Origin of the sequence: Cohaesibacter sp. ES.047, assembly GCF_900215505.1 — a bacterium.
Lineage (GTDB): Bacteria > Pseudomonadota > Alphaproteobacteria > Rhizobiales > Cohaesibacteraceae > Cohaesibacter.
In genome coordinates this window covers 3,802,741-3,826,841 of the sequence record NZ_LT907844.1, presented here as the reverse complement: position 1 = coordinate 3,826,841, position 24,101 = coordinate 3,802,741, and the positions used below count along the sequence as shown (strand labels likewise).

General features: G+C 55.2%; 18 protein-coding genes. 2 read left to right on the top strand and 16 right to left on the bottom strand.

Annotation, left to right across the window (positions count from 1 at the left end; all coding sequences use genetic code 11):
* The first annotated feature begins 408 nt into the window (after window positions 1-408).
* Window positions 409-2,073, top strand: coding sequence for a CapA family protein (locus tag CPH65_RS17540; protein WP_157747770.1), 1,665 nt, complete (start codon window positions 409-411; stop codon window positions 2,071-2,073).
* Window positions 2,074-2,113: 40 nt separating this feature from the next.
* Here the strand turns inward: CPH65_RS17540 and CPH65_RS17535 are convergent, their stop codons facing one another.
* The 14 genes from CPH65_RS17535 to uxaC form a co-directional block, all read right to left on the bottom strand.
* Window positions 2,114-4,588: a glycoside hydrolase family 3 C-terminal domain-containing protein gene (locus CPH65_RS17535; protein ID WP_096175056.1), complete on the bottom strand. Its 2,475-nt coding sequence runs from the start codon at window positions 4,586-4,588 to the stop codon at window positions 2,114-2,116.
* 42 nt (window positions 4,589-4,630) lie between these two features.
* The gene (locus tag CPH65_RS17530; RefSeq protein ID WP_096175055.1) at window positions 4,631-7,057 is read right to left on the bottom strand and encodes a glycoside hydrolase family 2 protein; all 2,427 of its coding nucleotides are present in this window, start codon (window positions 7,055-7,057) and stop codon (window positions 4,631-4,633) included.
* Between the two features lie 286 nt (window positions 7,058-7,343).
* Entirely contained in the window at window positions 7,344-7,967 is a 624-nt protein-coding gene (eda, locus tag CPH65_RS17525) for a bifunctional 4-hydroxy-2-oxoglutarate aldolase/2-dehydro-3-deoxy-phosphogluconate aldolase (RefSeq protein WP_096175054.1), read from the bottom strand.
* A gap of 8 nt (window positions 7,968-7,975) precedes the next feature.
* The gene (locus CPH65_RS17520) at window positions 7,976-8,908 is read right to left on the bottom strand and encodes a sugar kinase (RefSeq protein WP_096175053.1); all 933 of its coding nucleotides are present in this window, start codon (window positions 8,906-8,908) and stop codon (window positions 7,976-7,978) included.
* A gap of 74 nt (window positions 8,909-8,982) precedes the next feature.
* Window positions 8,983-9,741, bottom strand: a complete 759-nt coding sequence (gene kduD / locus CPH65_RS17515) for a 2-dehydro-3-deoxy-D-gluconate 5-dehydrogenase KduD (protein WP_096175052.1) — start codon at window positions 9,739-9,741, stop codon at window positions 8,983-8,985.
* A gap of 26 nt (window positions 9,742-9,767) precedes the next feature.
* Window positions 9,768-11,228, bottom strand: coding sequence for a tagaturonate reductase (locus CPH65_RS17510; RefSeq protein WP_096175051.1), 1,461 nt, complete (start codon window positions 11,226-11,228; stop codon window positions 9,768-9,770).
* Window positions 11,229-11,273: 45 nt separating this feature from the next.
* Window positions 11,274-12,815 (bottom strand): UxaA family hydrolase, encoded by a 1,542-nt coding sequence (locus CPH65_RS17505; RefSeq protein ID WP_096175050.1) that lies wholly within the window; start codon window positions 12,813-12,815, stop codon window positions 11,274-11,276.
* Entirely contained in the window at window positions 12,815-13,996 is a 1,182-nt protein-coding gene (gene uxuA, locus CPH65_RS17500) for a mannonate dehydratase (protein ID WP_096175049.1), read from the bottom strand. The genes CPH65_RS17505 and uxuA overlap by 1 nt, the downstream gene beginning before the upstream one ends.
* 134 nt (window positions 13,997-14,130) lie before the next feature.
* A complete protein-coding gene (gene kduI, locus CPH65_RS17495; RefSeq protein ID WP_096175048.1) occupies window positions 14,131-14,955 on the bottom strand; it encodes a 5-dehydro-4-deoxy-D-glucuronate isomerase in 825 nt (274 codons plus the stop codon).
* A 119-nt stretch (window positions 14,956-15,074) separates the two neighbouring features.
* Window positions 15,075-15,392, bottom strand: a complete 318-nt coding sequence (locus CPH65_RS17490; RefSeq protein WP_096175047.1) for a cupin domain-containing protein — start codon at window positions 15,390-15,392, stop codon at window positions 15,075-15,077.
* Between the two features lie 10 nt (window positions 15,393-15,402).
* On the bottom strand, window positions 15,403-16,683 hold the full coding sequence (locus CPH65_RS17485) for a TRAP transporter large permease (RefSeq protein ID WP_096175046.1): 1,281 nt from the start codon (window positions 16,681-16,683) through the stop codon (window positions 15,403-15,405).
* 4 nt (window positions 16,684-16,687) lie between these two features.
* On the bottom strand, window positions 16,688-17,212 hold the full coding sequence (locus CPH65_RS17480) for a TRAP transporter small permease (RefSeq protein ID WP_244574442.1): 525 nt from the start codon (window positions 17,210-17,212) through the stop codon (window positions 16,688-16,690).
* A gap of 75 nt (window positions 17,213-17,287) precedes the next feature.
* Window positions 17,288-18,262 (bottom strand): TRAP transporter substrate-binding protein, encoded by a 975-nt coding sequence (locus tag CPH65_RS17475; protein ID WP_096175044.1) that lies wholly within the window; start codon window positions 18,260-18,262, stop codon window positions 17,288-17,290.
* 28 nt (window positions 18,263-18,290) lie between these two features.
* Window positions 18,291-19,697, bottom strand: coding sequence for a glucuronate isomerase (gene uxaC, locus CPH65_RS17470; RefSeq protein WP_096175043.1), 1,407 nt, complete (start codon window positions 19,695-19,697; stop codon window positions 18,291-18,293).
* A gap of 180 nt (window positions 19,698-19,877) precedes the next feature.
* Here uxaC and CPH65_RS17465 point away from each other — a divergent pair, with 180 nt between their 5' ends.
* On the top strand, window positions 19,878-20,579 hold the full coding sequence (locus CPH65_RS17465) for a GntR family transcriptional regulator (RefSeq protein ID WP_096175042.1): 702 nt from the start codon (window positions 19,878-19,880) through the stop codon (window positions 20,577-20,579).
* 175 nt (window positions 20,580-20,754) lie between these two features.
* Here CPH65_RS17465 and CPH65_RS17460 read toward each other — a convergent pair whose 3' ends face one another.
* Together CPH65_RS17460 and CPH65_RS17455 are read right to left on the bottom strand one after the other, a co-directional pair.
* Complete coding sequence (locus CPH65_RS17460; protein ID WP_096176483.1) at window positions 20,755-22,269, bottom strand: aldehyde dehydrogenase (NADP(+)); 1,515 nt, start codon at window positions 22,267-22,269, stop codon at window positions 20,755-20,757.
* Window positions 22,270-22,433: 164 nt separating this feature from the next.
* Window positions 22,434-24,101 (bottom strand): hydantoinase B/oxoprolinase family protein, encoded by a 1,668-nt coding sequence (locus CPH65_RS17455; RefSeq protein ID WP_096175041.1) that lies wholly within the window; start codon window positions 24,099-24,101, stop codon window positions 22,434-22,436.

Below are 24,101 nucleotides of genomic sequence, written 5' to 3'. Positions count from 1 at the left end.
GCAAAAGAGACCTTTCAAAAATCAGACACCAAATTTCGCATAGACTTTTGGCAACAATAGGACCGCATATAACAGTCCGCGCCCGAAATATTAACATCAGTAGGACGCAATTAACAGTTGCCCAATTCACTCGATAGATTTTCTAAGTGCTGTTTTCATGCGGCGACAATTTACCAAAGACTCATATATTCAAATACTTCATCGTTTTTTAGTCGGTTTCGTATTATTTTACATACAACCTGATATTGGAATTTTGTATTTTTCGAGGTCTTTGTAATGATTGCTCGAGTATATTGCAGATCAAGGTCGCCATTCAAAATATCTCTTCGACTGAGTCTCTGGTTCTCAGCGAGCATCTATTCATTGCTTTGTACTCAGCCTGCTTGGAGCGACCTCATCGCACCCGACATGGCAACAATGACAAGCTCGACGCTCGCGTCACTCGAAACCGACGTTCCTGCTGATTCTTACCGTGCTCACCAGACAGCTCCACCCGCAACTCACCTTGTCCTCGTGATGGTTGGTGATACAGGCTTTGCGCCCAGCCGGGCCAAACCTCATCCTATCCGCGTCGTTAAGTACGGAACGGTTCTGACGTTTGCAGAAACCCTTAAATACATCCGAGACGATATTGATGGAGACATAAACTTTGCCAACATGGAATCTGTTGTCTCCGCATCGGCAAGCCTGAGACCCAGACCCAAGAAATACAATTTCGTCACGCATCCGAATGGCGCCAAAGCGTTGGTGGACGCCGGGTTCAACCTGTTCTCCCTAGCCAACAATCACGCCTATGATTATGGCAACCAAGGCGTGATTGATACCTTGCAGAATGTTGAGCCGCTCAAGGCGCATGGTCTTCTGGCCTATGCCGGTGTTGGTAAAACCCGGCTACAAGCGGCTCATACACCTGTTTTTATGGTCAAATCAATGAAAGTGGCGTTTGGCTCCATCGGGATCGGAGGCGGCGGTGCCGGTCGCGCTGCCGCCAACAAGGTAGGTCAGCTCAGCCTTTTTCATCAGCCGGACAAAACACTTCTTGCCAACAACCTCAGGCTTGCTCCAGCCGATCTGCGGCTTCTGTCAGTTCATCATGGACCAGAACGTCATATTCGTCCGTCCGGGCATGAGGTGGGTTTTCAGCGCAAGTTGGTCATGGATGCCAATGCCAATGTGATGCTCGGACACCATGCGCACGTCGCTCGCGGGATCGAAATGATCGACGGGCGTCTGATTGTCTATGGTCTGGGGAATTTCAATCATCAAGGCACAGCCAACATGAATGGCAAGAGCGGATGTCATGACTACAGTCTGATGGTCAAGGTGCATTTGGTTCACGAGACAGGCCACGCCCCCGCGATCGCTGCGGTGGAGGCGCTGCCAATCAACTGGACGCATATGCAGCCGCGGCGCGTTACGGGGAAACAAGGTGCCCGTCGCATTGCGATCCTCAACGGACTATCCGCGCAGTTCGATGATGCCCGGGTCGGTTCAAAAGGCGTCCGGTTCATGGCACAAACAGACGGATCGGGGATTTATTGCACCAAGGCTGCCACTGGGCACCCTGCCACTCGCCAGTTATGCTCAAATTTCAGCCCGATGCATCTGGCGAGTGCGGGCGTCTATCGACGTGCTGTTGCGACATGCGGGCGCTCGGCCCCAACGACAATGATCGCCAACGCCCTTGGGCGTGACACCAACAAGGGAACCCGCCTTGCCAGCTTGAATGCTCCTCGTGCGATAACCGCCTTGCCATTTGAACACATTGAGAATCAGGTGCCCACCTTGAAGCCGGGCCTTTCAATGCTGGGTGTATCGAGTGTCTTTTCCCTCAGTTTTCCCCCTGAGAAAGAGGGCAAAAAGCCCATAAAAAGCGCACATGCCATGGCGCGCGACATCCCGGACACTTACCGGCTGGCTCAGAATCCCCGCCACTGGCCAAAAGGCATGCCGCTTGCGTGGGCGGCACCTGAAGATGAAAGCCAAGCGGCCAAAGCCAAGCGCTGGCGAGCCCGGCACTATACGGTTGCCGAAGTCGAAACCCTTTTGCGCAAGCGTGGCCTGATCGAATAGTCCTCAAAGTAGAGCAAGAGCGCTGCCTTAAAACCCTGCCTCACACTGGTATCGTCAACCCGGGCATGGAAACCGTTCCTGTCTGGTGGATGTCGGTTACCGAAAAGCCGATATCGATTTGAAATGCGCCGGCCTCGACGCGCCAGAGGCCTTCGGTTTCATCGAAGAATGCAAAATCTCTCGCGCCAAGGTCGAACGTGATTTGTTGTTTTTCATCAGGGGCAAGCGTGACTTTTCTGAAGGCCTTCAGCTCGCGTTTGGGACGATTGACCGATGCCTCGATGTCCCGCACATAAAGCTGGATCACGGTCGAGCCTTTACGCAAACCGACATTGGTGAGGACAATCGATACCGACGCCCCATCCGCTTTTGGTGTAACCACCATTTCGGACAAGGTAAATTCGGTGTAGCCAAGGCCGTGCCCAAAGGGGAAGAGCGGCTTGAGATCGTGTTCCAGATAGTGGCGATAGCCCACAAAGACCCCTTCATCGTACCGTACCGTTCCGTCCTTGCCCGGATAGACGGCGGGATCTTTGGACCAGGTCGGGTTTTCCTCCCAATGCATCGGGAATGTTTGCGGCAACCGCCCTTGCGGCTCGACGTCGCCAAAGAGCACGTCTGCAATGGCGTTACCGGCTTCCTGTCCTGGATACCACGCCTGCAGGATTGCGCGCACGTCAGTATCCCAAGGCATTTCTACCGGCCCACCGGTTTGCAGCACAATGATCGTGCGCGGATTGGCCGTTGCAACCGCGGTGATGAGTTCATCCTGCCGTCCGGGCAAGCGGATGGATTCCAGATCCGAGCCTTCGGTGTCCCATTCACCGGACCTGCCGACAAAGACCAACGCCACGTCACTCTCATTGGCAGCAAGGGCCGCGTCCACGATATCCTTGTCTTTCATGCGCGCGGCGATACCAACTCGAAAGGCGGCATAGACAAGAGTGGATGCTTCATTGGAAATGAATTCGATGGTGATGGTGTAGGCCTTACCGGCCTCGAGAGACAAGGTCCCGATTACCGGATCACACCCTTCTTCAAAGAAGGTGCGCCCCTTCTTCCAATCGGTATGCGCATCGACGACAAGCTCGCCATCGACGAAGAGTTTGGTATAGCCGACGGTATTGACGCCAAATCGATAGGTGTCAGTTTGCTCGGGGGTAAATGTTCCCGTCAGGCGGACTGAGAAGCGGCGCGGATTGACTTTCCCATCTGCGATGGGAGGCGCCCACAACACCTCTGCCTCGGAGAGACGTTCCTTATGGACCGGCTCTCCTGCTAGTTTCTGATTGTCAAAGAATTCCGCCTCAAGATCGCCTGTCCAGAGTGGCTCGAAACGGTGATTGTCGCATCCCTTGGCATAAACGATACCGTCTTCGCCGAACTTATCGACAATCGCCTCATGCGGAGACACAGCGTAATGGGCATTGAGCATGGCCGAGCCGCCGCCCATGATCCGCGCTGTTTTGGCGTTGGGGCCGATGACCGCGATCTTTTTGATGCTCGGATGAAGAGGCAGGAGTTGGTTTTCATTTTTGAGCAAGACTGTGCCCGCAGCACCTGCGCGGCGTATGAGCGCTTGGTGGGCGGGATTGTTGTCCGATGCCTCAGCCGCCGTGCCATCGTCGTTCAGCGCACCGGTTCTCTTCATGAAAGTCAGAATATTGAGCACGCGGGACCGGATCGTCTCGCGAGAAACCTCCCCGCTTTCGACCGCCATGATGAGCTTTTTGCCTCTGTCGCGGGTCGGGCCGGGCATTTCCAGATCGAGACCAGCATTGACCGTCGCTGCAGTGGAATGGGAGCCGTACCAGTCGGACATGACCAACCCGTCATAGCCCCAATCACCACGCAAAACGCCTTCCAGAAGCCAGTCATTCTCAGATGCAAACGGTCCATTGAGCCGATTGTAAGACGTCATGACGCCCCATGTTCCGGCGATCTTGACTGCATCCTCAAATGGTCGCAGATACACTTCCCGCAAGGCACGCTCTGAGATTTGCGAGTTCATGGTCGTGCGCTCGACTTCACTTTCATTGCCAACGAAATGTTTGATCGTGGCGGCAACGCCCTCATTTTGCAGTCCTTTGATATAGCTGACGGCCAGCGCTGCAGTCAGTTCAGGATCCTCTGAGAAACACTCGAAGTTCCGACCGTTGGTAACGGACCGGTGAATGTTGACCGTTGGAGCGAGTAGCGCATGAGCCGCCTTGGTTTTCACCTCTTGAGCAAGTGCCGCGCCGATTTCACCAATCAGGTCCACATCCCAGGTTGCGCCAAGGGCGATACCGCAAGGAAAGCAGGCCGCAGGGATCCCCTCCATGATACTGCCGCCGTTCCCGGCCCCTCTGGCGCCGTTCGGCCCGTCCGTCACCCTCAAGGTGCCGACACCGAGCCGCTCGATTGGATTGACCGACCAGAAATCCTGTCCTGACAGAAGCGACACCTGCTCTTCCAGCGTCATGCGGTCCACCAGTTGGTTGAGGTCTTCCGGTGGCAACGTGGGATCAGTCATCTGGCTTCCTCTCTTGGACAAACTATTTGGTTCCACACCATGCTAGGCGCATGTCGCAGCGTGCAGGTCCTTTACAGATATTATAACGCTAGACACAGGTTCAAGAGGCTTGAAAAAGACCTCGACCGGCTCACCGGGGAGCATGGTGAATGCATTGTCGGAAAACCGCCCGGCCACATTGGCCTCAAGGGCGACAAAGAAAGCCGGTTTTTCACAACGCAGCCGGACCTTAAAGCCATCGTTCACCTCGGAGATGTCCATGAGGATGGCGGCTGGCTGCAAATCATATGTCTTGTAGGGCTGAGGCGCATAATGATCGTGGCACCATGTTTCATCATGCTCGTGCTTCCAGCGGAAGATCAGGATTTCCTGCTCCGCAACACCATCGATCCGCGCAATCTCCTCTGACCTATCCGGTGACAGATCGATTGTTTCATTGGCGATGATCCGGTCGCCACCACGCGGTGAAATCGCCGAAATCTCGAGGGTAACCCTGGTATTCTCCGGCAGGTCGCTCACCGCAGTGAAGACCAGTTCACGCGCATCTGGCATGACCGACACATAGACCGGGGCATAGAATTTCTTTGCCATGTGGTGCAACAGCTTCCAGCCGCCGCCATAATCGAGAGACGACCAGGAACAGACGGGCCATGTGTCATTGAGCTGCCAAATCAGCGTACCCATGCAATGGGGCTTCAAGCTGCGCCAATGGCTAACCGCTGTCTTGATGGCAAGCCCCTGCTGGATTTGGGACAGGTAGACGAAGTTCTCGAAATTATTGGGGAAGCGGAAATAGCGAAACATCGTCTCGGCTATGCGTGCATTGCCGCCAGCGTTCTTCTGGTGGCTTTCAAACACAGGTGCCGAGATGTTGAAATCCTCCGGCCCGGCAAACGTGCGAATGACATTCATCGACGGATAGGACTGGAAGCCGAATTCAGAGCAGAAGCGTGGTGACACGTCGCGATAATGTTCGAAGTCGCGCCCCTCGTGCCAAACGGACCAGAAATGCATGTCACCCGAGCCATCAGCATGCCACGCATCACCGAAGTTCATCGGCCCCGGCGTTGGTGACGACGGCCACCAGATGGCAGTGGGATCAGTTTTCAGCAACTGATGCTCAATGGCCCGGTTGAGCCGATCATAATTGACCAGATAGCAATCACGGTCCTTTCTGCTTTCCTCGAACCAATTGAGCGCGCCGACAAGTTCATTGTCGCCGACCCAGAGCGCCGTCGAGGCATGGTGGTGCAGGCGGGCGACGACCTCGCGAACTTCCGCTTCGACTTCGGTGACAAACGCGGGCGTTGAAGGATAGAGATTGCATGCGAACATGAAATCCTGCCAGACCAAAAGTCCCAGCCGGTCGCAGGCGTCATGAAACCAGTTCGGCTCGTAGCGTCCGCCTCCCCAAACACGGATCATGTTCATATTGGCATCAACCGCCGACTGCAGCAGATCCTCCACGCGATCCGGTTCAATCCTGCCGAACAAAGCGTCGGCGGGAATCCAGTTTGCACCCTTTGAGAAAACGGGGCGTCCATTGACCTTGAAGTAGAAGCTCCGGCCTGCTTCGTCCGGTTCGCTGACCAGTTCAATCGTGCGCAGACCTATACGCCGGTGTTCCGATTGCCCATCGAGGGAGACGATCAGATCATAAAGTGGCTGATCCCCCTGCCCGACTGGCCACCAGAGCCTGGGATTTTCGATCTCGAAGCTGGCTGATACCGTTGGATTGTCCGCGCCAGAAGGCACCGGAACGGAGAGCGTCTTGTCGGCAAATTTGAATGTCAGCGCATTGCTGCCCTTACCGCGCCCCTCCAGATGCGCGTCAATGGTGACTGTTACAACATCGTCCTTGTGAGCCTGTGCGATGGCAAGCCGGTTGATACGCATGTCGGCCTTCGGTTCAAGCCGGATCTTTCCTGCAATGCCAACGGGAGCGAGGGCAATGTTCCAGTCCCACCCGAAATCACATTGGGGTTTGCGCAACATATTGCCGTTGGCAATGGGTGAGTTCTCGGCGTGGTAAGGGATGAAAAAGGGCTGCGCTGCCTGTCTCTGATTCGCTTCCTTTGTGACGGCATGCAACCGGATCTCAAGGGTATTGTCACCAACAGTCGCGTGATCGGCCAAATCCACCCGATAGGTGCGATGAGCATTCTGCGTTTGCAGAACAACCTCACCATTCAGAAAAATCGTGGCGACCGTATCGATTTCGCCAAGGACAAGAATGGTTTCCTTGCTGTCCAGTCTGAATGTTTTAGACAGGATCCAGTCGCGCTCTGATATCCAACGCAAGCCATATTCGTTGCGCGCCCAATAGGGATCATCAATCAGTCCCGCGTCCCTCAGCCCGGTGATGACATCTCCGGGCAAGAGCATCGAAAAGTCGTATTCTCCCAGCCCATCGGAGATGTGCCATGCGCCTCCCAGTTCAATTGCGTCTGCATGTTCTGAAAATTTCATGGTCGTCCTCCGCGGACTGTTATGTGGGCTTTGTCTGCGGATTGAACGCGCACATGCGTGCATGCTCCGCTCCATACACGCTTAGCATCGGAGGGCGTTCAGAAAAAGCCGATTTGTACGGAGGTCCAACACAAACTGATCGACCGCAAGATACGGTTTGGGTGGTTTGATACTGATTATGATGCGTCGAACCAAGCCCGGATTGGGTTCTGGCTAGTTACCAATAATTCAGTTTGATACAAAAAGGCCGCGAGCAAGGTTATGCGCGCGGCCTCAGGTTGGTTGATCAGATTTTGCTGGCGGCCGCCGCACGTTCGGCGATGGCATCCCAGTTCTTGTTGTTCACATCGTCAAGCGGCGCTATCCACGTGCCGCCGACAGCAAACACATTCTTCTGCGACAGGAAGTCGTTGGCATTGTCAGGTTTGACGCCACCGGTCGGGCAGAAGGAAATGTCGGATACCGGCCCCGCAACGGACTTGATCATATTGATGCCGCCCACGACAGAGGCCGGGAACAGCTTTTGTTCTATAATGCCGGCATCGCGCAAGGTGAGCATTTCACTCAAGGTAGCGGCACCGGGCAGGAACGGCCAATCGGAGATTTCCAAAGCTCGAAGCAAAGAGAAGGGCGTCCCCGGCGAAACACCAAAGTGCCCGCCGGCTGCCTGTGCCTGGCTGAGGTGCTGCGGTGTCAGGATTGACCCAACACCGATCACGCATTCGGGAACATGTTTCGCGATTTCCTCAACAGCAGCAAGGGCAGCCTCGGTGCGCATGGTCACTTCAACGACGGGTAAGCCGTTTTCGACAAGGCACGAAGCAAGAGGGACCGCATCTTCGACATTTTCGATGACCACGACCGGGATAACACGAGCCCCTTTGCAAAGGGATGAAACTTGAGTTCTCATATCGGTTCCTAAAATTCTACGCGCGTCCAAAGGGACGGATCAATGACAGCTCCGGGATGCATGATGACCTTCCCTGCGATGGTGTGGGCCATTTGTGCCGCTTCGGCAAAATCATGTCCCAACGCCCGCATGCCAAGATAGCCGGCAGCGAAGGAATCCCCTGCCCCGGTCGTATCCTTGGGTTTAAGAAGCTCCGGCGGGGGAGCATCATGAAAGCCTTCACTATCGAGCACAATGCAATTGGCGCCACCTTCCTTGACCACGACTTCAGCTGCACCCCACTGGCGCCAGCGATCAGCAACGGACTGTGCTGTTTCATCGGGCCACAAGGCCTGATGATCATCGATGGTTACCAGAGCGAGATCAGCAAGGGACGCCGCACGTTCGTAGGCTGCGCGGCAGATATCACTGTCCGGCCATAGCTTGGCGCGATAGTTGGGATCGAACCCAATCTGGACCTTGCCTTTTACAGCGGCCAAAGCCTCAAACAGGTTGTTGCGTTGTTCCTCGTCCAGAATGGCGAGGGTAATACCCGAGAAATACACCAGATTGAAGGTTTCCAGAAGATCCTTGATCTTGTCAACGGACCAGCCTGCGAACATCTGCTTGGCGGCTGCATCATTGCGCCAATACTGGAAAAAGCGTTCTCCGCTTTCATCATTCTCGATCAGATACAATCCGGGTGTCTTGTCTTCCACCATGGTAATGGAATCGACATTCAACCCCTCATCCACCAGCAATTTACGGATGCCATTGCTTTGCGGATCACTTCCGAGGCCTGTAACATAAGAGACCTCGATCTCCGGCGAAAACTGGCGGGAGAGATAGATTGCGGTATTGAAAGTGTCTCCGGCGAAACCCTGTTTAAACAGGCCTTTGCCGGCGGGGGATAATTCGATCATGCACTCGCCGATCGAGGCAAGTCTGACAGTCTTGTTCATGGCATCTCGGCCAACGGCCCCTTCGTCCCCCGCGCGGTATGCCCGCACAGGGTAAGGGGTGTTTGGCCGCCCTGTTATCGAGCTAACCAACCGCCATCGACGGCAATTGTGTAGCCGTTGATATAGGAAGATGCTTCCGAGCACAAGAAGACGACCGGTCCGGCAACGTCTGACGGCAGCCCCCAACGATCTGCAGGGATGCGGCTGAGGATTTCTGCACTGCGAACAGGGTCTTCGCGCAGCGCTTGAGTGTTGTTGGTCGCCATGTAGCCCGGCGCAATGGCATTCACGTTGACATTGTGCTTGGCCCATTCATTGGCCAACAGACGGGTCACGCCCATCACAGCGGATTTCGAGGCCGTGTAGGACGGCACACGAATGCCACCCTGGAAGGACAGCATGGATGCGATGTTGACGATCTTGCCGCCGTCACCCTGTTCGATGAACTGTTTTGCCACGGCCTGAGACAGGAAGAACACCGACTTGATGTTGATGTTCATCACGTCGTCCCAGTTTTCTTCGGAGAACTCGATGGCGTCTTCGCGGCGAATGATCCCGGCATTGTTGACCAGAATGTCGATGCGTCCATATTCGGCAACCGTTTTGGAAACGATATCGGGGATATCGTCCATTTTCATCAGGTTGGCTCGGATGTCGAGGAACTTGCGGCCAAGGCCCTCGATCATGTCCTTGGTTTCGGTTGGTTCTACAATGTTGACACCAGCGATGTCACAACCGGCTTGAGCAAGGCCGTAAGCCATGCCCTGTCCAAGCCCCGTGTCGCAGCCTGTTACGAGGGCAATCTTGCCGCCCAGGTCAAATTTCTCTTTCATGACATAGTCTCCAATTGGCTTGGTGATCAAAGGTTCATCCACTGGTCGAGACGATCCAGTGTGAAAGGTTCGGCTTTGAGGAAATCATATGCGGCCATGACGGTCGCAACGAGTTCCTCCGATGCAAGGCTTTTGCCCCAGAAGGCTTCATCCGCGAGATAGGCTTCCACCATGGCGGCCAGCCCTTCTGTTTCGCCTTTTTCCCTGAGTGCGCTGAATCGCACGATGACATCGTCCGCATCGCGCGGCGGATAGGTTTCGGCATGGGCATAGTCGCCCGTGTAGAAGGCCAGCCAAGCGGCAAGAGACAGGCTCATATGGCTTGGTGGTTTACCGCTCGCCTGCCAATGCTTTTCGAAGCGCGGCAGGTTGCGGGTGTGGAATTTGGCGACGCCGTTAAGTGAGATGTCGTGCCAACGGTGCAGGATGTAGGGATTGGCGAAGCGGCGCAGGACATCGGCACAGAACTGCTTTAACTCATCTTCTGGCAGCGACAGGTGCGGCATGATTTCCTGCTCGAGCATCCCCAGGAGAAACCTGTTGGCAGCCTCGTTCTGCATGGTTTCACGAACGGATTCGACTCCGGCAAGCAGAGCGAGCGGGCAAAGGCCCGTGTGCGCCCCATTGAGAATGGCAACCTTGCGTTCCTTGTAGCCATCGGCATTCTCGACGATGATGGTGCCATCATCGTTATCGGCCAAGGGCAGGCAGAGATCTGGCTGATTTGCGCGCTGTTCGATGACGAGGAAGTGGAACAGTTCGGTCGCGACCATCAGCGGGTCATGATAACCAAGCTCCGCTTCGATGCTTTCGACCTCGTCACGCGGATAGCCCGGCACGATCCGGTCAACGAGAGTATTGTAGAAGGCGTTCTTGCCTTTTACCCAAGCAATGAACACATCCCCAAGGTTCCAGTCTTCGCAATGTTTGAGGACGCATTTTTCCAACTCGTCTGCATTGTGATCAATGAGTTCGCAAGGGAGAAAATGAAATCCGGGCGCTTTGGCTTTTCCGCACGTCTCAAAGCGTTCCAACAACAGCCGGGTGACTTTGGCCGGGAAAGATGCCGGTGGCGTGTCATCGGCCTTGCAGCTGGCATCGTAGGTGATCCCGGCTTCGGTGGTGTTGGATATGACGACAGAAAAGTCGATATTACGCGCAAGTCCTAGAAGCGTGTCCCAATCATGAACCGCAGAGATCTCGCGGCGGATACAGCCGACTTGGCGGGCTTCGGAAACAGCCTTGCCATCGCCATCCACGCCGCGGGAAAGAACCGTATAAACGCCATCGCTGTCATTGAGGGAAACAGGGATGCCCCCGTCGATGGGACGCACCACAACGACGCCGAAATCCTCTCCAGCGTGCTCGTTCATCCGGTCGATTTTCCAATCCATGAACGCCCGGAGGAAGTTGCCTTCGCCGAACTGGATGATCCGTTCGGTGGGACGTTGGCGCCCTTGGAGTTCTTTTTCGTTGATATGTTCCATTCTGATTTCACCTGATTTTCTGGCTGATAGAGATGTCTGGCGGGGTCACATCACTGCGCCGACCTGCCAGGGAACAAACTCGTTGTCGCCAAGACCCAGCAGTTCTGATTTGGTTTTCTCGCCTGACGCCACCTTGATGATGAGATCGAGGATTTCTGCACCCTTGGCCTCAAGAGACACGCCAGCGCTCAGGATGTCCCCGCAGTTGATGTCCATATCGTCGGGCATCTGCTTGAACAGCATGTCGTTGGTGGCGACCTTGATGGTCGGGGCCGGTTTGGACCCGAATGCTGATCCGCGCCCGGTGGTGAACACCACCATATGAGCCCCCCCTGCAATCTGGCCTGTGGCGCAAACCGGGTCATAGCCGGGCGTATCCATATAGACGAAGCCCGGTTCGGTGACCTTTTCGGCGTACTCATAGACAGCCGTTAGCGGTGTCGAGCCAGACTTTGCCGTCGCGCCAAGGGATTTCTCGAGAATTGTGGTCAAGCCACCGGCCTTGTTGCCCGGACTGGGATTGTTGTCGAGGCTGCCTTCATTGATGGCGACGTAATTCTCCCACCACTTGACCTGACTAATCAGCTTGTCGGCGATGTCTTTATTGGCCGCACGGCGGAGCAAGAGCTGCTCGGCTCCATAGATTTCTGGCGTTTCCGACAGGATCGCCGTCGCGCCAAGTCCTGCCAGCATGTCGGTGGTCTTGCCCAGTGCCGGGTTGGCCGTGATGCCCGAGAAGCCATCCGAGCCGCCGCACTGCAGCGCAATCTTGAGTTCGGAAACTGAACATTCCTCCCGTTTTGCCTTGTTCACTTCGGGAAGCAGTTCGAGCACTTTAGCCTTGATGGCATCAATCGTCTGTCGCGTGCCGCCGACTTCCTGAATAGCGAGGCTGTGGAAGGTTTCCATGGTGCTCTGGTTTTTGGCGTCGAACAGCGACTTCATGCGGGCGATCTGCATCATCTCGCAGCCAAGGCCGACAAAGATCGTCGCACCGGAGTTGGGATGGGTGGCGTAACCCCACAGCACCCGCTCCAGCAGCTCATAGCCCTTTTGCGCACTCATGCCACAGCCGGTTCCGTGCGTCAGACCGACAATCCCATCGACATTCTCATATTGATCAAGGACACCCGATGCGAGCAGTTCCTGCGAGGCGTGCTGAATGACGGTTGCCGAGCAATTCACCGTTGCACAAAGTGCGATCATGTTGCGCGTTCCAACCTCACCATTCTTGCGGCGATAGCCCATGAAAGAACGCGGTTTCATGCTTGGAATAGCAGCTTTGGCCGTTTCCAGATCCTTGCCGATCTGATAGTCCTGCCCATGATCGGTGAAGGCACAATTGTGAGAATGCACGTGATCGCCAGCAACAATCGCCGATGTCGCACGACCGATGATTTCGCCGAACTTGACGATGGCATCACCCTCGGCATGATCCTTGAGTGCGATCTTGTGACCGGCCATGACATTGTTCGCAAGGGATGCTCCGATTTCAAGCGGATCATCGCCCTTCTTTGCCCCTGAAGGCAGAATGGCGATGGTATCAATCGGATTGAGAACAATGTGCTTGCTGGTGCTGCTCGTCATCAGTTCTGTCTTTCGTGTTTGATGCCGGCTATGACGCCGCGCAATTCGGCGAGACCACGCAGACGGCCTATCATCGGATAGCCCGGATGGGTCTTCCGGTCGGCATCGCTGAGCAGCTCGTGGCCATGGTCGGGCCTCAAGACAATGTCGCAATCATCTCGCCCTTCGTCTTTGCGGCGCTGTTCCTCGGTCAACAGAACCGCTACCAATTTGGCCATGTCGGTATCGCCTTCCAGATGCGCAGCTTCTTCGAAAGAGCCGTCGGGGAATTTTCGGACATTGCGCAAATGAGCAAAATGGATCTTGTCGGCAAATCGTTCAGCAATTGCCGGGATGTCATTGGCCGGATTGGCCCCGAGCGAGCCAGAGCAGAGGGTCAGGCCATTGTTGCGGCTTTCATGCGCGCCCAGAACCCAGGCAATATCATCGCCGGTGGAGACAATGCGCGGCAGGCCGAGAATGTCGCGCGGAGGATCATCGGGATGGACAGCCAGTGAAATGCCAAGTTCTTCAGCGGCAGGAATGACTTCATCCAGAAAGCGCTTGTAGTTGGCACGCAGAGCGTCCTTGTCGATATCCTCGTAGAGCTCAAGACCCTTGCGCAAGCCTTCGATATCGTAGCGATCGTAGGCTCCGGGAAGTCCGGCCATTACGGATTGCATCAGAAGATCTCTGTCAGCCTCGCTCGATCCGTCAAACCAGATGCGGGCGGCCTCAAGTGCTTCAGGGCCATAATCATCTTCGGCGCCGGGCCGTTTGAGCATGTAGATCTCAAGCGCGGCCATCTTGCCAGCATCGAAGCGAAGGCAGGAGCCGCCCCGTGCGACGGGAGCCGTCAGGTCCGTGCGGGTCCAATCGAGCAGCGGCATGAAATTGTAGCAGATGACCTTGACGCCTTCAGCGGCCAGATTGGCCATGGACTGACGATAGTTCTCGAAGAACTGGCCAAGGTCCCCTTCCCCGCGCTTGATCTGTTCATGGATCGGCAGGCTTTCAACAATGGGCCAGTTGAAGCCTTCGGCCTCGATTGTCGCGCGCATTTTGGCGACGACATCGCGCGGCCAGACTTCGCCATACGGAATTTCATGCAAGGAGGAAACGATGTCCGTCGCACCGCTCTGTGCGATTTCAGGAAGTGAGATCCGATCAAAGGATCCGTACCAGCGCCAACCTTCTTTCATCTTGATCCCCTACTCGTCTGTCATATGATCTATGCCCTTCATCGTCCGATGAAGGGGTAAAAAGCCCGAAAGGCCCCTTTGCGGGGTCTTTCGCGGATTTGCACTCTTGAAGCCTTAGCCCCGACTTTCGCGGCTTAACGCAGGTCTTCCATGGCAACGAAGTCCATGTCGGTATAGTCGACATTGTCGCCGGCCATGGCCCAGATGAAGGTATAGCTGCCAGTCCCGGAGCCGCAGTGGATCGACCACGGCGGAGAGATGATGGCTTCTTCATTCTTGATCACCATGTGACGGGTTTCATCCGGCTTGCCCATGATGTGGAAGACACGGGAGTCAGGATCCATGTCGAAGTAGCAATAGGCTTCCATGCGGCGGTCATGATGGTGCGCTGGCATGGTGTTCCAGACCGATCCGCCGTGGAACTGGGTGTAGCCAAGGATCAACTGGCAGGATTCCATCACCAGCGGATGAATGAACTGGTTGATCGTGCGCTCGTTGGCGGTTTCCGGTGCTCCAAGCTTAAGCTTGGCGGCATCCTCGATTTTCACCAGTTTGGCGACGAGCTCCTTGTGAGCCGGTGCAGAGGTGATGTAGAAACGCCCGTTGCCGGAATAGGTGACCGCGCCTGAGCCTTTTGGCAGATACAGAACATCGCCACGATCCAGCACATAATCCACGCCAGCAGCTGAAACCGTGCCCTGTTCGCCAATATTCACGACACCCATTTCACGGCGATCAAGAATGCTGTCGGTGCCGCATTCAGCGACCTTGTCGAGCGTCAGGCTGCCTCCATTGGGAACAGCGGCACCAACGATCATGCGATCGTAATGGGTGTAATTGAGGCGAATTTCTCCCTCGGCGAACATGTTTTCGAACAGGAAATTGTCGCGAAGACCCTGAGTGTCCAGTGTTTTGGCATATTCAGGATTGACCGCCTGATAAGTCTTTACAGTTAGCATGAAACATCATCCTTTTGAATTGAGCCGACACCGCGATGGCAAAGCAACGCAGTTGGCCTCGGCTTTAGAGGCTCAAGGGCACAAGGGAAAGTCCCTATGTACCTGAGATCCTTGATGTATTAGAGGAAGTCGTCCCGGCGCGGCGTGAAGCTGTCAATGAGTGTGCCGGGTTCTATGCACACACAGCCGTGCCTGGCATCGGAGGGGATGACAAAGCTGTCACCGGGCCCAACTTCGAACTGATGCTCCCCAATCGTGAAACGAAACCGGCCAGATTTGACAAAGGTTGACTGCACGTGGGGATGGTTGTGAAGGGCACCTTCGGCGCCCTCCTCATTGAAATTGAAAGCCACCACCATCAACTCGGGACTGTCAGCGATGACCTGACGCGACACCGGCTTGCCGTCATCGACGAGTGGAAAGGATTTTACATACATTTCGTCTCTCCTAATGGAACAGGCTCGGCAGCCAGAGGGACAGGAACGGGACATAGGTCACCAGCATCAGAACAGCAAAGGCTGCGCCATAGAATGGCCAGATGGTCCGAATGACGTCCCAAACCGGTATCTTGCCGACCGCACAGCCGACAAAGAGAACCGTTCCCACCGGAGGTGTACAAAGGCCGATACCGAGGTTGAGGATCAGGATCACGCCGAAGTGGATCGGATCAACACCAAAGGCCATGGCAACAGGCAAGAAGATTGGCGTGGTGATGACGATCAGCGGCGACATGTCCATGAACGTACCAAGCATCAGGAGCATCAGGTTGATCAGCAGCAGAATGACAATCGGGTTGTCAGAGATGTGCTTGAGGATTTCAACCAGTGTTGCAGGAATCCGCAAGTAGGCAAGCAGCCAGCCAAAGGATGCAGCACAGCCGATCACCAGAAGCACCATCGCAGTGGTGCGCACTGCCGCATTGGTCGCACCGACAAACTCTTTCCAGTTCAGCGTTCTGTATCCAAGCACAGTGACCAGCACGGCATAAACCGCTGCGATGCAGGAGCTTTCAGAAGCGGTGAAGACACCGGAGCGAACACCACCGAAGATGATGCCGATCAGCATGATGCCCGGAACCGCGTTTATGAACATGCCGCCAAGGGCTTTCCAGCCAGCGAACGCTTCTGTCGGGTAGTTGCGTTTCTTGGCAACGAAGTAGGCCACAATCATCAGGGCCAGAGCCAGAAGAAGACCGGGAATAATCCCCGCGGTAAACAGATCGGCGATCGAGAGTCTGCCGCCTGCGGAAATGGAATAGATGATCAGGTTGTGAGAGGGAGGCAGCATCAGAGCAATCAGAGCTGCGAGAACCGTGACATTGACACCATAGGAGACATCATAGCCGCGTTCTTTCATCTGCGGGATCATGATGCCGCCAATGGCAGTGGCGTCAGCGGCTGCTGATCCGGAGATGCCGCCGAACATGACGGAGGCCATAATGTTTACCTGACCAAGGCCGCCCCGTATGTGTCCGACCATACCACCGGCCAGCCCAACAAGCCTTCGGGCAATATCACCTCGCACCATCAATTCACCGGCAAAGATGAAGAAGGGAATCGCCATCAGCGCGAACACCGAAACACCAGAGTTGAGGCGCTGGAAGACAACGACGGGAGGGATACCGAGATAGAGAATGGTGGCAAAGGAGGCAACGCCGAGGCAAAACGCAACGGGGGTGCCGATCAAGAGCAGCACAATGAATGTGCCAAAAAGTACCCAGATTTCCATCGCATTATTCCTCGTCGATGCTGGTTTCGGCAAAACGAGCGGTGGGCAGTCCAGCCGCACGACGCGCCAGTCGTTCAATGGAGAAAAGCATCATCAAGACACCACCACCTACCAGAGGCATGAAATTGACCGCGTCACTGAAGCCAAGCGATGGGATTTTGATATGCCAGCCAGCAAGCATGAGCTGGGATCCGTACCAGGTCATGCCAAGTCCGAAGGCGGCGACAACGACGTCGGACAAGCTGTAAAAGACCAGCTTGAGCTTTTCCGGGATGAACATGACAAGGACGTCGAAACTGAGGTGGTTGCCCTCGCGGATACCGACAGCGGCACCGAGAAAAATGAACCAACCCATAAGGATAACGGCTGCGGGTTCACTCCAGACAATGGAATCGTTCAGCACGTAACGAACGAACACCTGCGAAAAGACGAAAATCGTCATCAAGATCAGACCGGCACCAGCCAGCCAAAGTGCAAGAGTTGAGATGAGGCTCGTTACTCTTGCTATGGATTTCAATTGGGCCTGCACGGGATCCTCCAAACAAGGAAAAGGTCCATGGCGCCCTGCCCGGTTGAGGCAAAGCGCCATGAAACCAGTTTTCTATCAGTCAGTCGCGCGGATGCGTTTGACCAGATCTTTCAGGTTGTCGGAGGTAACGTGTTTTTCGTACACCGGATCCATGGCATCCATGAATGGCTGCTTGTCAATTTCGGTGATGATTTCAACACCAGCTTCACGGACTTTTTCTTCGGAGGCTTTTTCGCGAGCGGCCCAGAGTTCACGCATTTTCGGCGTGGAGTCTTTGGCAGCTTTACGAACGGCGGCTTTGTCTTCGTCGCTGAGTTTCTCCCAGGATATTTTCGACATAACCAGAATTTCCGGAACGATCAGATGCTGGTCGAGGGTGTAATAACCCGCAACGTCATAGTGCCCGGACGATTCAAAGGAAGGCCAGTTGTTTTCAGCTCCGTCGATAACGCCGGTTTGGATGGAAGAGTAGACTTCACCGTAAGGCATCGGCGTGGCGTTTGCACCAAGAGCGGTCATCATGTCGACGAAGATGTCGGACTGCATGACGCGGATTTTCATGCCTTTCAGGTCATCGATGGACTTGATGGGCTTGACGCTGTTGTAGAAGCTTCGTGCGCCGCCATCATAGAAGGTCAGGCCAACATAACCATGCGGCTCGAATGCAGCCAGGATCTGATCGCCAATCGGGCCATCAACAACGCGGTGCATATGGTCGACATCTTTGAAGATGTATGGCAGGGATACAACTTTGGATTCCTCAACGATGTTGTTGAAAGGACCGAAAGAAACGCGGTTGAGATCGATCACACCGAATTTGGTCTGTTCAATGGAGTCTTTTTCTTCGCCCAGCTGAGCGGAATGAAAGACTTCAACACAGATACGACCGTCGGTGCGTTCCTTGAGCAATTCCCCCATGTATTTCACTGCTTCAACCGTCGGATATCCATCAGGATGGGTATCGGAAGATTTCAGCGTAATCTCGCATGCGCTTGCAGCCGTCATCATCGCGACGCTTGCAACCAGTGCAGCTGATAGTTTCTTAAGCATTCTTCTGTTCCTCCAAGAATGTGGCTCTTCAGAGCCGGTAGGCCTGCTTGGCAAGCCGATAGGTGAGATCAGTAGCGACCTCAAAAGCCTCGTCCTCAACCAGTCGCCCCGAAGCAACCAGCGTGGCGAGGAAGGCACTGTCCACCCGGCGCGCCACATCGTGACGAGCCGGAATGGAGCAGAAAGCGCGGGTGTCATCGTTAAAGCCGACAGTGTTGTAGAAGCCCGCAGTTTCGGTATTCATTTCGCGGAACCGGCGCATACCTTCTGGACTGTCATGGAACCACCATGCAGGACCAAGGCGGAGCGCTGGATAAACACCAGCAAGCGGGGCCAGTTCGCGAGAATAGCTTGTTTCATCAAGGGTAAAGAGCACAACCGTCAGGTCACGTTCCATCCCGACAGCATCAAGCAGAGGCTTGAGTGCGCGCACATAGTCGGTCTGAGTGGGAATATCGAACCCCTTATCGAGACCAAATGTATCAAATACGGGCGTGGAATGGTTGCGGCTGCTCCCGGGATGGATCTGGAGCACGAGACCGTCCTCAAGGCTCATGCGGGCCATCTCGGTGAGCATGTGTCCACGGAAGATGTCAGCCTCTTCAGCAGAGCATTGTCCTTGCAAGGCTTTTGCGAAAAGAGCGGCAGCCTCGGCCTGAGGCAAGTCTTCGGTCCGGGCTGTTGGATGGCCATGATCTGTCGACGTCGCTCCCATACTTTTGAAGTATGCCCGACGATTTCGGTGAGCGGCTAGATAGCCATCCCAACTCGTCGCTTCAACACCGGCCATCTCGCCGAATTTTTCAACATTCCGGGTAAAGTCTTTGTAATGGGGATCGACAACAGGATCGGGACGATAGGCAGTGATGACTTTGCCTTTCCATCCGCTTTCCTTGATTGTGCGGTGCCATTTCAGATCATCAAGCGGCGATTCTGTCGTTGCCAACGCTTCGATGTTGAAGCGTTCAAACAGTGCACGGGGTTTGAATTCGGGCTTTTGAAGACATTCTGCAATATGATCGTAGGCTCGATCCGCATTGTCTTCATAAACCCACTCGGACCAGCCAAACACCTGTTCAAATGCATGGGATAGCCACATCCGGGACGGTGTCGCCCGGAACAGGTGAGAATGCTTGGCGAACAGACGCCAGATCTTGCGGCCATCCGTTTCGGTCAAACCGCCATCGATGCGCGGCACGCCCAAATCTTCAAGCTTGACGCCCTGAGAGCAGAGCATGCGGAATACATAGTGATCGGGGGTGATAAAGAGCTGAGCGGGATTTGGGAAATTCTCGTTCTCCGCAAACCAGCGCGGATCCGTGTGCCCGTGAGGACTGAGAATGGGAAGTTCTTTGACGCTGTTGTAAATATCTCGCGCCAGAGTCCTTGCAGACTCTTCGATTGGAAACAGACGATCAGGATCGAGCTTGCGCATGATCTTTCCTTACTTATGACACCCGCAGCCTAGCAGTATTTTCATTTTCAGGCCACTAGTATCTAGGATCCTAGTTTTTTTTAAGCTAGGATCCTACTAACCCAATCGGTAAAGTTTGTAAAGACGACCATATCTTTGTAAAGACGACAATACCGAAGATACCAAAGAGCGGAGTGTTCAATGGCCATAGACTCTCTACAGGCTGCTCCTTTAACCATCCAACGAACGGCTATTGCCGATCGTATTTTTGATGAACTGCAACATCAGATTCTGTCACTTGACCTCAAACCGGGTACAAAGGTCTCAGAGGCAGATGTTGCAAAGGTTTTTGGCGTCTCCAGACAGCCAGTGAGGAACGCTTTTTTCCGCCTTTCAAAAATGGGATTTCTCGATGTTCGTCCGCAGGTTGCCTCGCGCATATCCTTCATATCCGAAGAGGCTGTTTTAAAAGCCCGTTTCATTCGCTGCGCACTCGAATCAAAAGCTGTAAAAATGGCCTGCGATGAACTGTCGGAAGAGGATATACATGCCTTGACCGGGCAGATCGAGCAGCAGGGAAAGGCAGTCGAAACCAAGGCTTCGGATCTTTTCCACCGGCTGGATGAAGATTTCCACCGGGAAATCTACGAGCGTGCCGGCGTTGGTTTCGTGTGGGATTTGATAAAAGAAAACAAGGCGCACATGGACAGGGTCCGCTATCAGTCCCTCCCGCTCAATCTGGACAATGCATTCCAGTGCCACAAGAAAATTCTCGCTGCGATCAAGGCAAGGGACAAGGAATGGGCGGCACGGGAGATGGACCTCCACCTCTCAGAAATATTCTCTTTGCTCAAAACCGTGCGCGAGGAGTATCCCGAATATTTCGAAGAAGAAACTGCCTGACCTCGCTCCTCTTCGCAAGGCCATCCCATCTTTGAGAAGCGATGGCTTGTAGCGAATCTCTGTGCGTCCCCCGCCCTGAAGATTCCCCCCCGAAAAACAAAAAACTCCCCACCGCGATCACGTCACCGCAGCGGGGAGTTTGTTTTTTATTATCGTATATCTTTGCCGGTCCGGACTAGACCAGATCAGAGGGCAGGATGGCCGCCGGGATGTTCTGGTAGCAGACGGGACGCAAGAAACGACGGATGGCAAGCGTGCCAACAGACGTAGCACCGAAGTTCGTTGAGGCGGGGTATGGGCCGCCGTGGACCATGGTGTCGCAAACCTCAACGCCCGTGGGGAACCCGTTGGCCATCACACGTCCGGCCTTGCGCTCCAGTACCGGAAGAAGTTTGCCCGCATCATCCATGTCGCCTTCATCCATGTGAAGGGTCGCGGTCAGCTGACCTTCAAACGACTTGGCAAGCTCGACCATCTGTTCGATATCCTTGGCGACCACGACAAGACCGAGCGGTCCGAACACTTCTTCACTCAGCGTTTCGTTGCCGAGCCAATCTTCAGCAGAGACCTTGAACAGGAACGGTTTGGCTTCGCGCCGGTCGCACATGGAGGTCAGGAGCTGCTGCACACCGGGCTGTCCCTGAACCTTTTCAGCACCAGAGCGGTAGGCATCGGCGATGCCGTCGGTCAGCATGACCTGGCTTCCGGTCTCGGACAGCGCTGCCAAGGCGGCATCAACGAACGCGTCATAGGCCGGGCCTTCCAGAACCACCGCAATGCCCGGATTGGTACAGAATTGCCCGGCTCCCATGGCAAGAGATCCTGCCCAGCCCTTGCCCATGGCTTCACCGCGAGCAGCAACGGCCTGAGGCAGAATGAACATGGGATTGACCGAACCAAGTTCGCCAAAGAACGGAATGGGTTCGGGACGGCTGGCGCAGAGATCGTAAAGCGCACGGCCACCAGCAAGCGAGCCGGTGAAGCCTGCGGCCTTGATGAGCGGATGCTGAACCAGTGATGTGCCTACGACCCGCGATCCACCATGCACCATGGAGAACACACCCTTGGGCATGTTGCAGCGTTCGATGGCGGCCTTGAAGGCATCGGCGACGAGTTCGGCCGTGCCCGGATGGGCATCATGCCCCTTGACGACGACGGGGCACCCTGCAGCCAAAGCAGACGCGGTGTCACCACCAGCGACCGAAAATGCCAACGGGAAGTTGGACGCTCCGAAGACTGCCACGGGACCGATGGGCCGCTGCATCATGAAGAGCTCGGGACGCGGTAACGGCGCTCGTTCGGGAAGGGCTTCATCATGGCGACGGTCCAGATAGTCCCCTTTGCGAATGTGCGAGGCAAAGAGTTTCAGCTGGCCAGTGGTGCGGCCGCGCTCTCCTTCAAGGCGCGCCTGGGGAAGCGCGGTCTCTGCCATCGCCATTTCCGTGATGTCAGCACCGCGACTTTCGATTTCCTCTGCAATGGTTTCAAGAAATACCCCGCGATCTTCGCGGCTTGAATAGCCATAGGTCCAGAATGCGTCTTCAGCCGCCTTGACCGCAGTATCAACCAACTCCGGCGATCCGTGGAAAAAGTCATATGCTCCACCGGTTGCCGGGCTGGACGAAAAGGTCTTGTCTCCTTCGATCCATTCGCCTGCAATCAGATGTTTGCCATGAGGTTTGTATGCCATTGTTGCCTCCTTGGGGGTGGCTTTTTCTAGAATTGATGTGTTCGTCATGCCAAAACCGCCCGTTGCCGGGCGGCTTGATTTTTGTTTGACTGCTTTACAGGAACAAGGCCCGTTGTTGTTGCAGTCCGATGATCTTTTGTCGCGTCTGGTCCCGCTCAGGGTGATCAGGCTCCAGACGAATAGTCGTAAATCTCGCGAGCGCGTTCCTCTGTCAGATAGTCATTCTTGATGTCTTTTGCGATGGCTGCGCGGCTTCGATCCTGTGGATCACCATATCCGCCTCCGTTGCCAGTGACGAGACGAATGATGTCCCCTTCGTTGACAACCACGTTGGTTGCAAAGGAAAAGCGCTCTTTGGTGCCATCAGTGCGGCGAAGCTCGACATAGTTGGTTGATCCATCGAGCCCTCCGGCAACACCCCAGGGCGGAATGCGGGAGCGGGTATAGCCAACCGAGAAGAAATTGTTGTTGGCACGGACACGATAGTGAACATCGATGCCCTTGCCGCCGCGCCATTCGCCCTCGCCGCCCGGCTCGGCGTTTAGGGCGATCTGGTCAACGCCGAGGCCATACCGCGCTTCTGCTATTTCTGCCGGACAATTGAACGTTTCGCCATGGAAGCCGGAGAATTGCCCGGAAGGACCATCGCTTCCCTGCCATGCGCCCCAACCGCCGACTTGCGGCTCGACGATGGTGTAGTGACGCCCGGTATCGGGATGCGGCCCACCCACGTTTGTGCCGCAGATCGAAGCAAAGTTGCCTGCCGGGATCACTCCGGGGAAATGGTTAGCCAAGGCCCGGAGCAGCATGTCAAACAGTCGGATTTCGACCTCGGAATAATAACCAAGGGCGCCGGGCATCTCGACATGAAAGATGGTTCCGGGCTTGGTGATGACATTTAGTGGCTTGAAAAAGCCGCCGTTGCCTGGCGCATCCGGATCGGTGAAGGCCTTGAAAGCCAGCTGCACAGCGATCTCGGTTCCCTCACGGGAGGAGTTTGACGATCCAGCTTGTATCGGGTTGTCGGTGAGATCCACAATGAATTCATCATCGGTGATGGTCAGCGCGACCTTGTGAATGTCACCGGTGTCCTGTTCTTCCTCAAAGGTGTAGGTGCCCTTGGGTATGGTCTTCAGAGCCACCCTCGCCCGGCGCTCGCCAAGAACCATATAGTCCGCGACGGCGGCCTCATAGGTATCGGCGCCGTATTTGGTCGCCAATTCGAGGATGCGCCGCTCGCCGATCCGCAATCCTGCAATACCGGCCCACAGATCGCCTTTCAAATAATCAGGCAAGCGGGTGTTGGTGTAGAGGATATCGAACACGGCCTTGTTTTCCCGGCCTTCTTCAAAAAGCTTGACCGCAGGAATGCGGATGCCTTCCTGAAAGATCTCTGTGGCCTCTGAGGACATGGACCCCGGAACGTTGCCGCCAACGTCGTTCCAGTGGGCAATATTGGAAACCCATGCGATCATCTGGCCTTCATGAAAAACCGGGGCGGCCAGCACCATGTCATTGAGATGCGTCACGCCGCCATAATAGGGATCGTTCGAGGCAAAGACATCACCGGGCTTGATATCCTCAAGCGGGTATTTCTTGAGGATGCCCATGATGGCCTTGTCGAGTACACCGATGAAAGCGGGAATGCCAGCGCCAGAGGCCGCAATCTCACCGTTCTTGTCGAGCACCGAGGTGGAAAGGTCGAGCACTTCATAGATGATGGCGCTCATGGAAGTTTTCACCTGAGCGTAGAACATTTCATCCGCCACAGCTTCCAGAGCATTCTGGATGATGTCGAAGGTGACGGGGTCGTAGGTTTTCTCTGTGGTCAT

What these genes read in the sequence shown, in the direction of transcription:
- CPH65_RS17540 (WP_157747770.1), top strand. Translation starts at nt 409, where the DNA reads ATGGCAACAATGACAAGCTCGACGCTCGCGTCACTCGAAACCGACGTT.
- CPH65_RS17535 (WP_096175056.1), bottom strand. Translation starts at nt 4,588, where the DNA reads ATGACTGATCCCACGTTGCCACCGGAAGACCTCAACCAACTGGTGGAC.
- CPH65_RS17530 (WP_096175055.1), bottom strand. Translation starts at nt 7,057, where the DNA reads ATGAAATTTTCAGAACATGCAGACGCAATTGAACTGGGAGGCGCATGG.
- eda (WP_096175054.1), bottom strand. Translation starts at nt 7,967, where the DNA reads ATGAGAACTCAAGTTTCATCCCTTTGCAAAGGGGCTCGTGTTATCCCG.
- CPH65_RS17520 (WP_096175053.1), bottom strand. Translation starts at nt 8,908, where the DNA reads ATGAACAAGACTGTCAGACTTGCCTCGATCGGCGAGTGCATGATCGAA.
- kduD (WP_096175052.1), bottom strand. Translation starts at nt 9,741, where the DNA reads ATGAAAGAGAAATTTGACCTGGGCGGCAAGATTGCCCTCGTAACAGGC.
- CPH65_RS17510 (WP_096175051.1), bottom strand. Translation starts at nt 11,228, where the DNA reads ATGGAACATATCAACGAAAAAGAACTCCAAGGGCGCCAACGTCCCACC.
- CPH65_RS17505 (WP_096175050.1), bottom strand. Translation starts at nt 12,815, where the DNA reads ATGACGAGCAGCACCAGCAAGCACATTGTTCTCAATCCGATTGATACC.
- uxuA (WP_096175049.1), bottom strand. Translation starts at nt 13,996, where the DNA reads ATGAAAGAAGGTTGGCGCTGGTACGGATCCTTTGATCGGATCTCACTT.
- kduI (WP_096175048.1), bottom strand. Translation starts at nt 14,955, where the DNA reads ATGCTAACTGTAAAGACTTATCAGGCGGTCAATCCTGAATATGCCAAA.
- CPH65_RS17490 (WP_096175047.1), bottom strand. Translation starts at nt 15,392, where the DNA reads ATGTATGTAAAATCCTTTCCACTCGTCGATGACGGCAAGCCGGTGTCG.
- CPH65_RS17485 (WP_096175046.1), bottom strand. Translation starts at nt 16,683, where the DNA reads ATGGAAATCTGGGTACTTTTTGGCACATTCATTGTGCTGCTCTTGATC.
- CPH65_RS17475 (WP_096175044.1), bottom strand. Translation starts at nt 18,262, where the DNA reads ATGCTTAAGAAACTATCAGCTGCACTGGTTGCAAGCGTCGCGATGATG.
- uxaC (WP_096175043.1), bottom strand. Translation starts at nt 19,697, where the DNA reads ATGCGCAAGCTCGATCCTGATCGTCTGTTTCCAATCGAAGAGTCTGCA.
- CPH65_RS17465 (WP_096175042.1), top strand. Translation starts at nt 19,878, where the DNA reads ATGGCCATAGACTCTCTACAGGCTGCTCCTTTAACCATCCAACGAACG.
- CPH65_RS17460 (WP_096176483.1), bottom strand. Translation starts at nt 22,269, where the DNA reads ATGGCATACAAACCTCATGGCAAACATCTGATTGCAGGCGAATGGATC.
- CPH65_RS17455 (WP_096175041.1), bottom strand. Translation starts at nt 24,101, where the DNA reads ATGACCACAGAGAAAACCTACGACCCCGTCACCTTCGACATCATCCAG.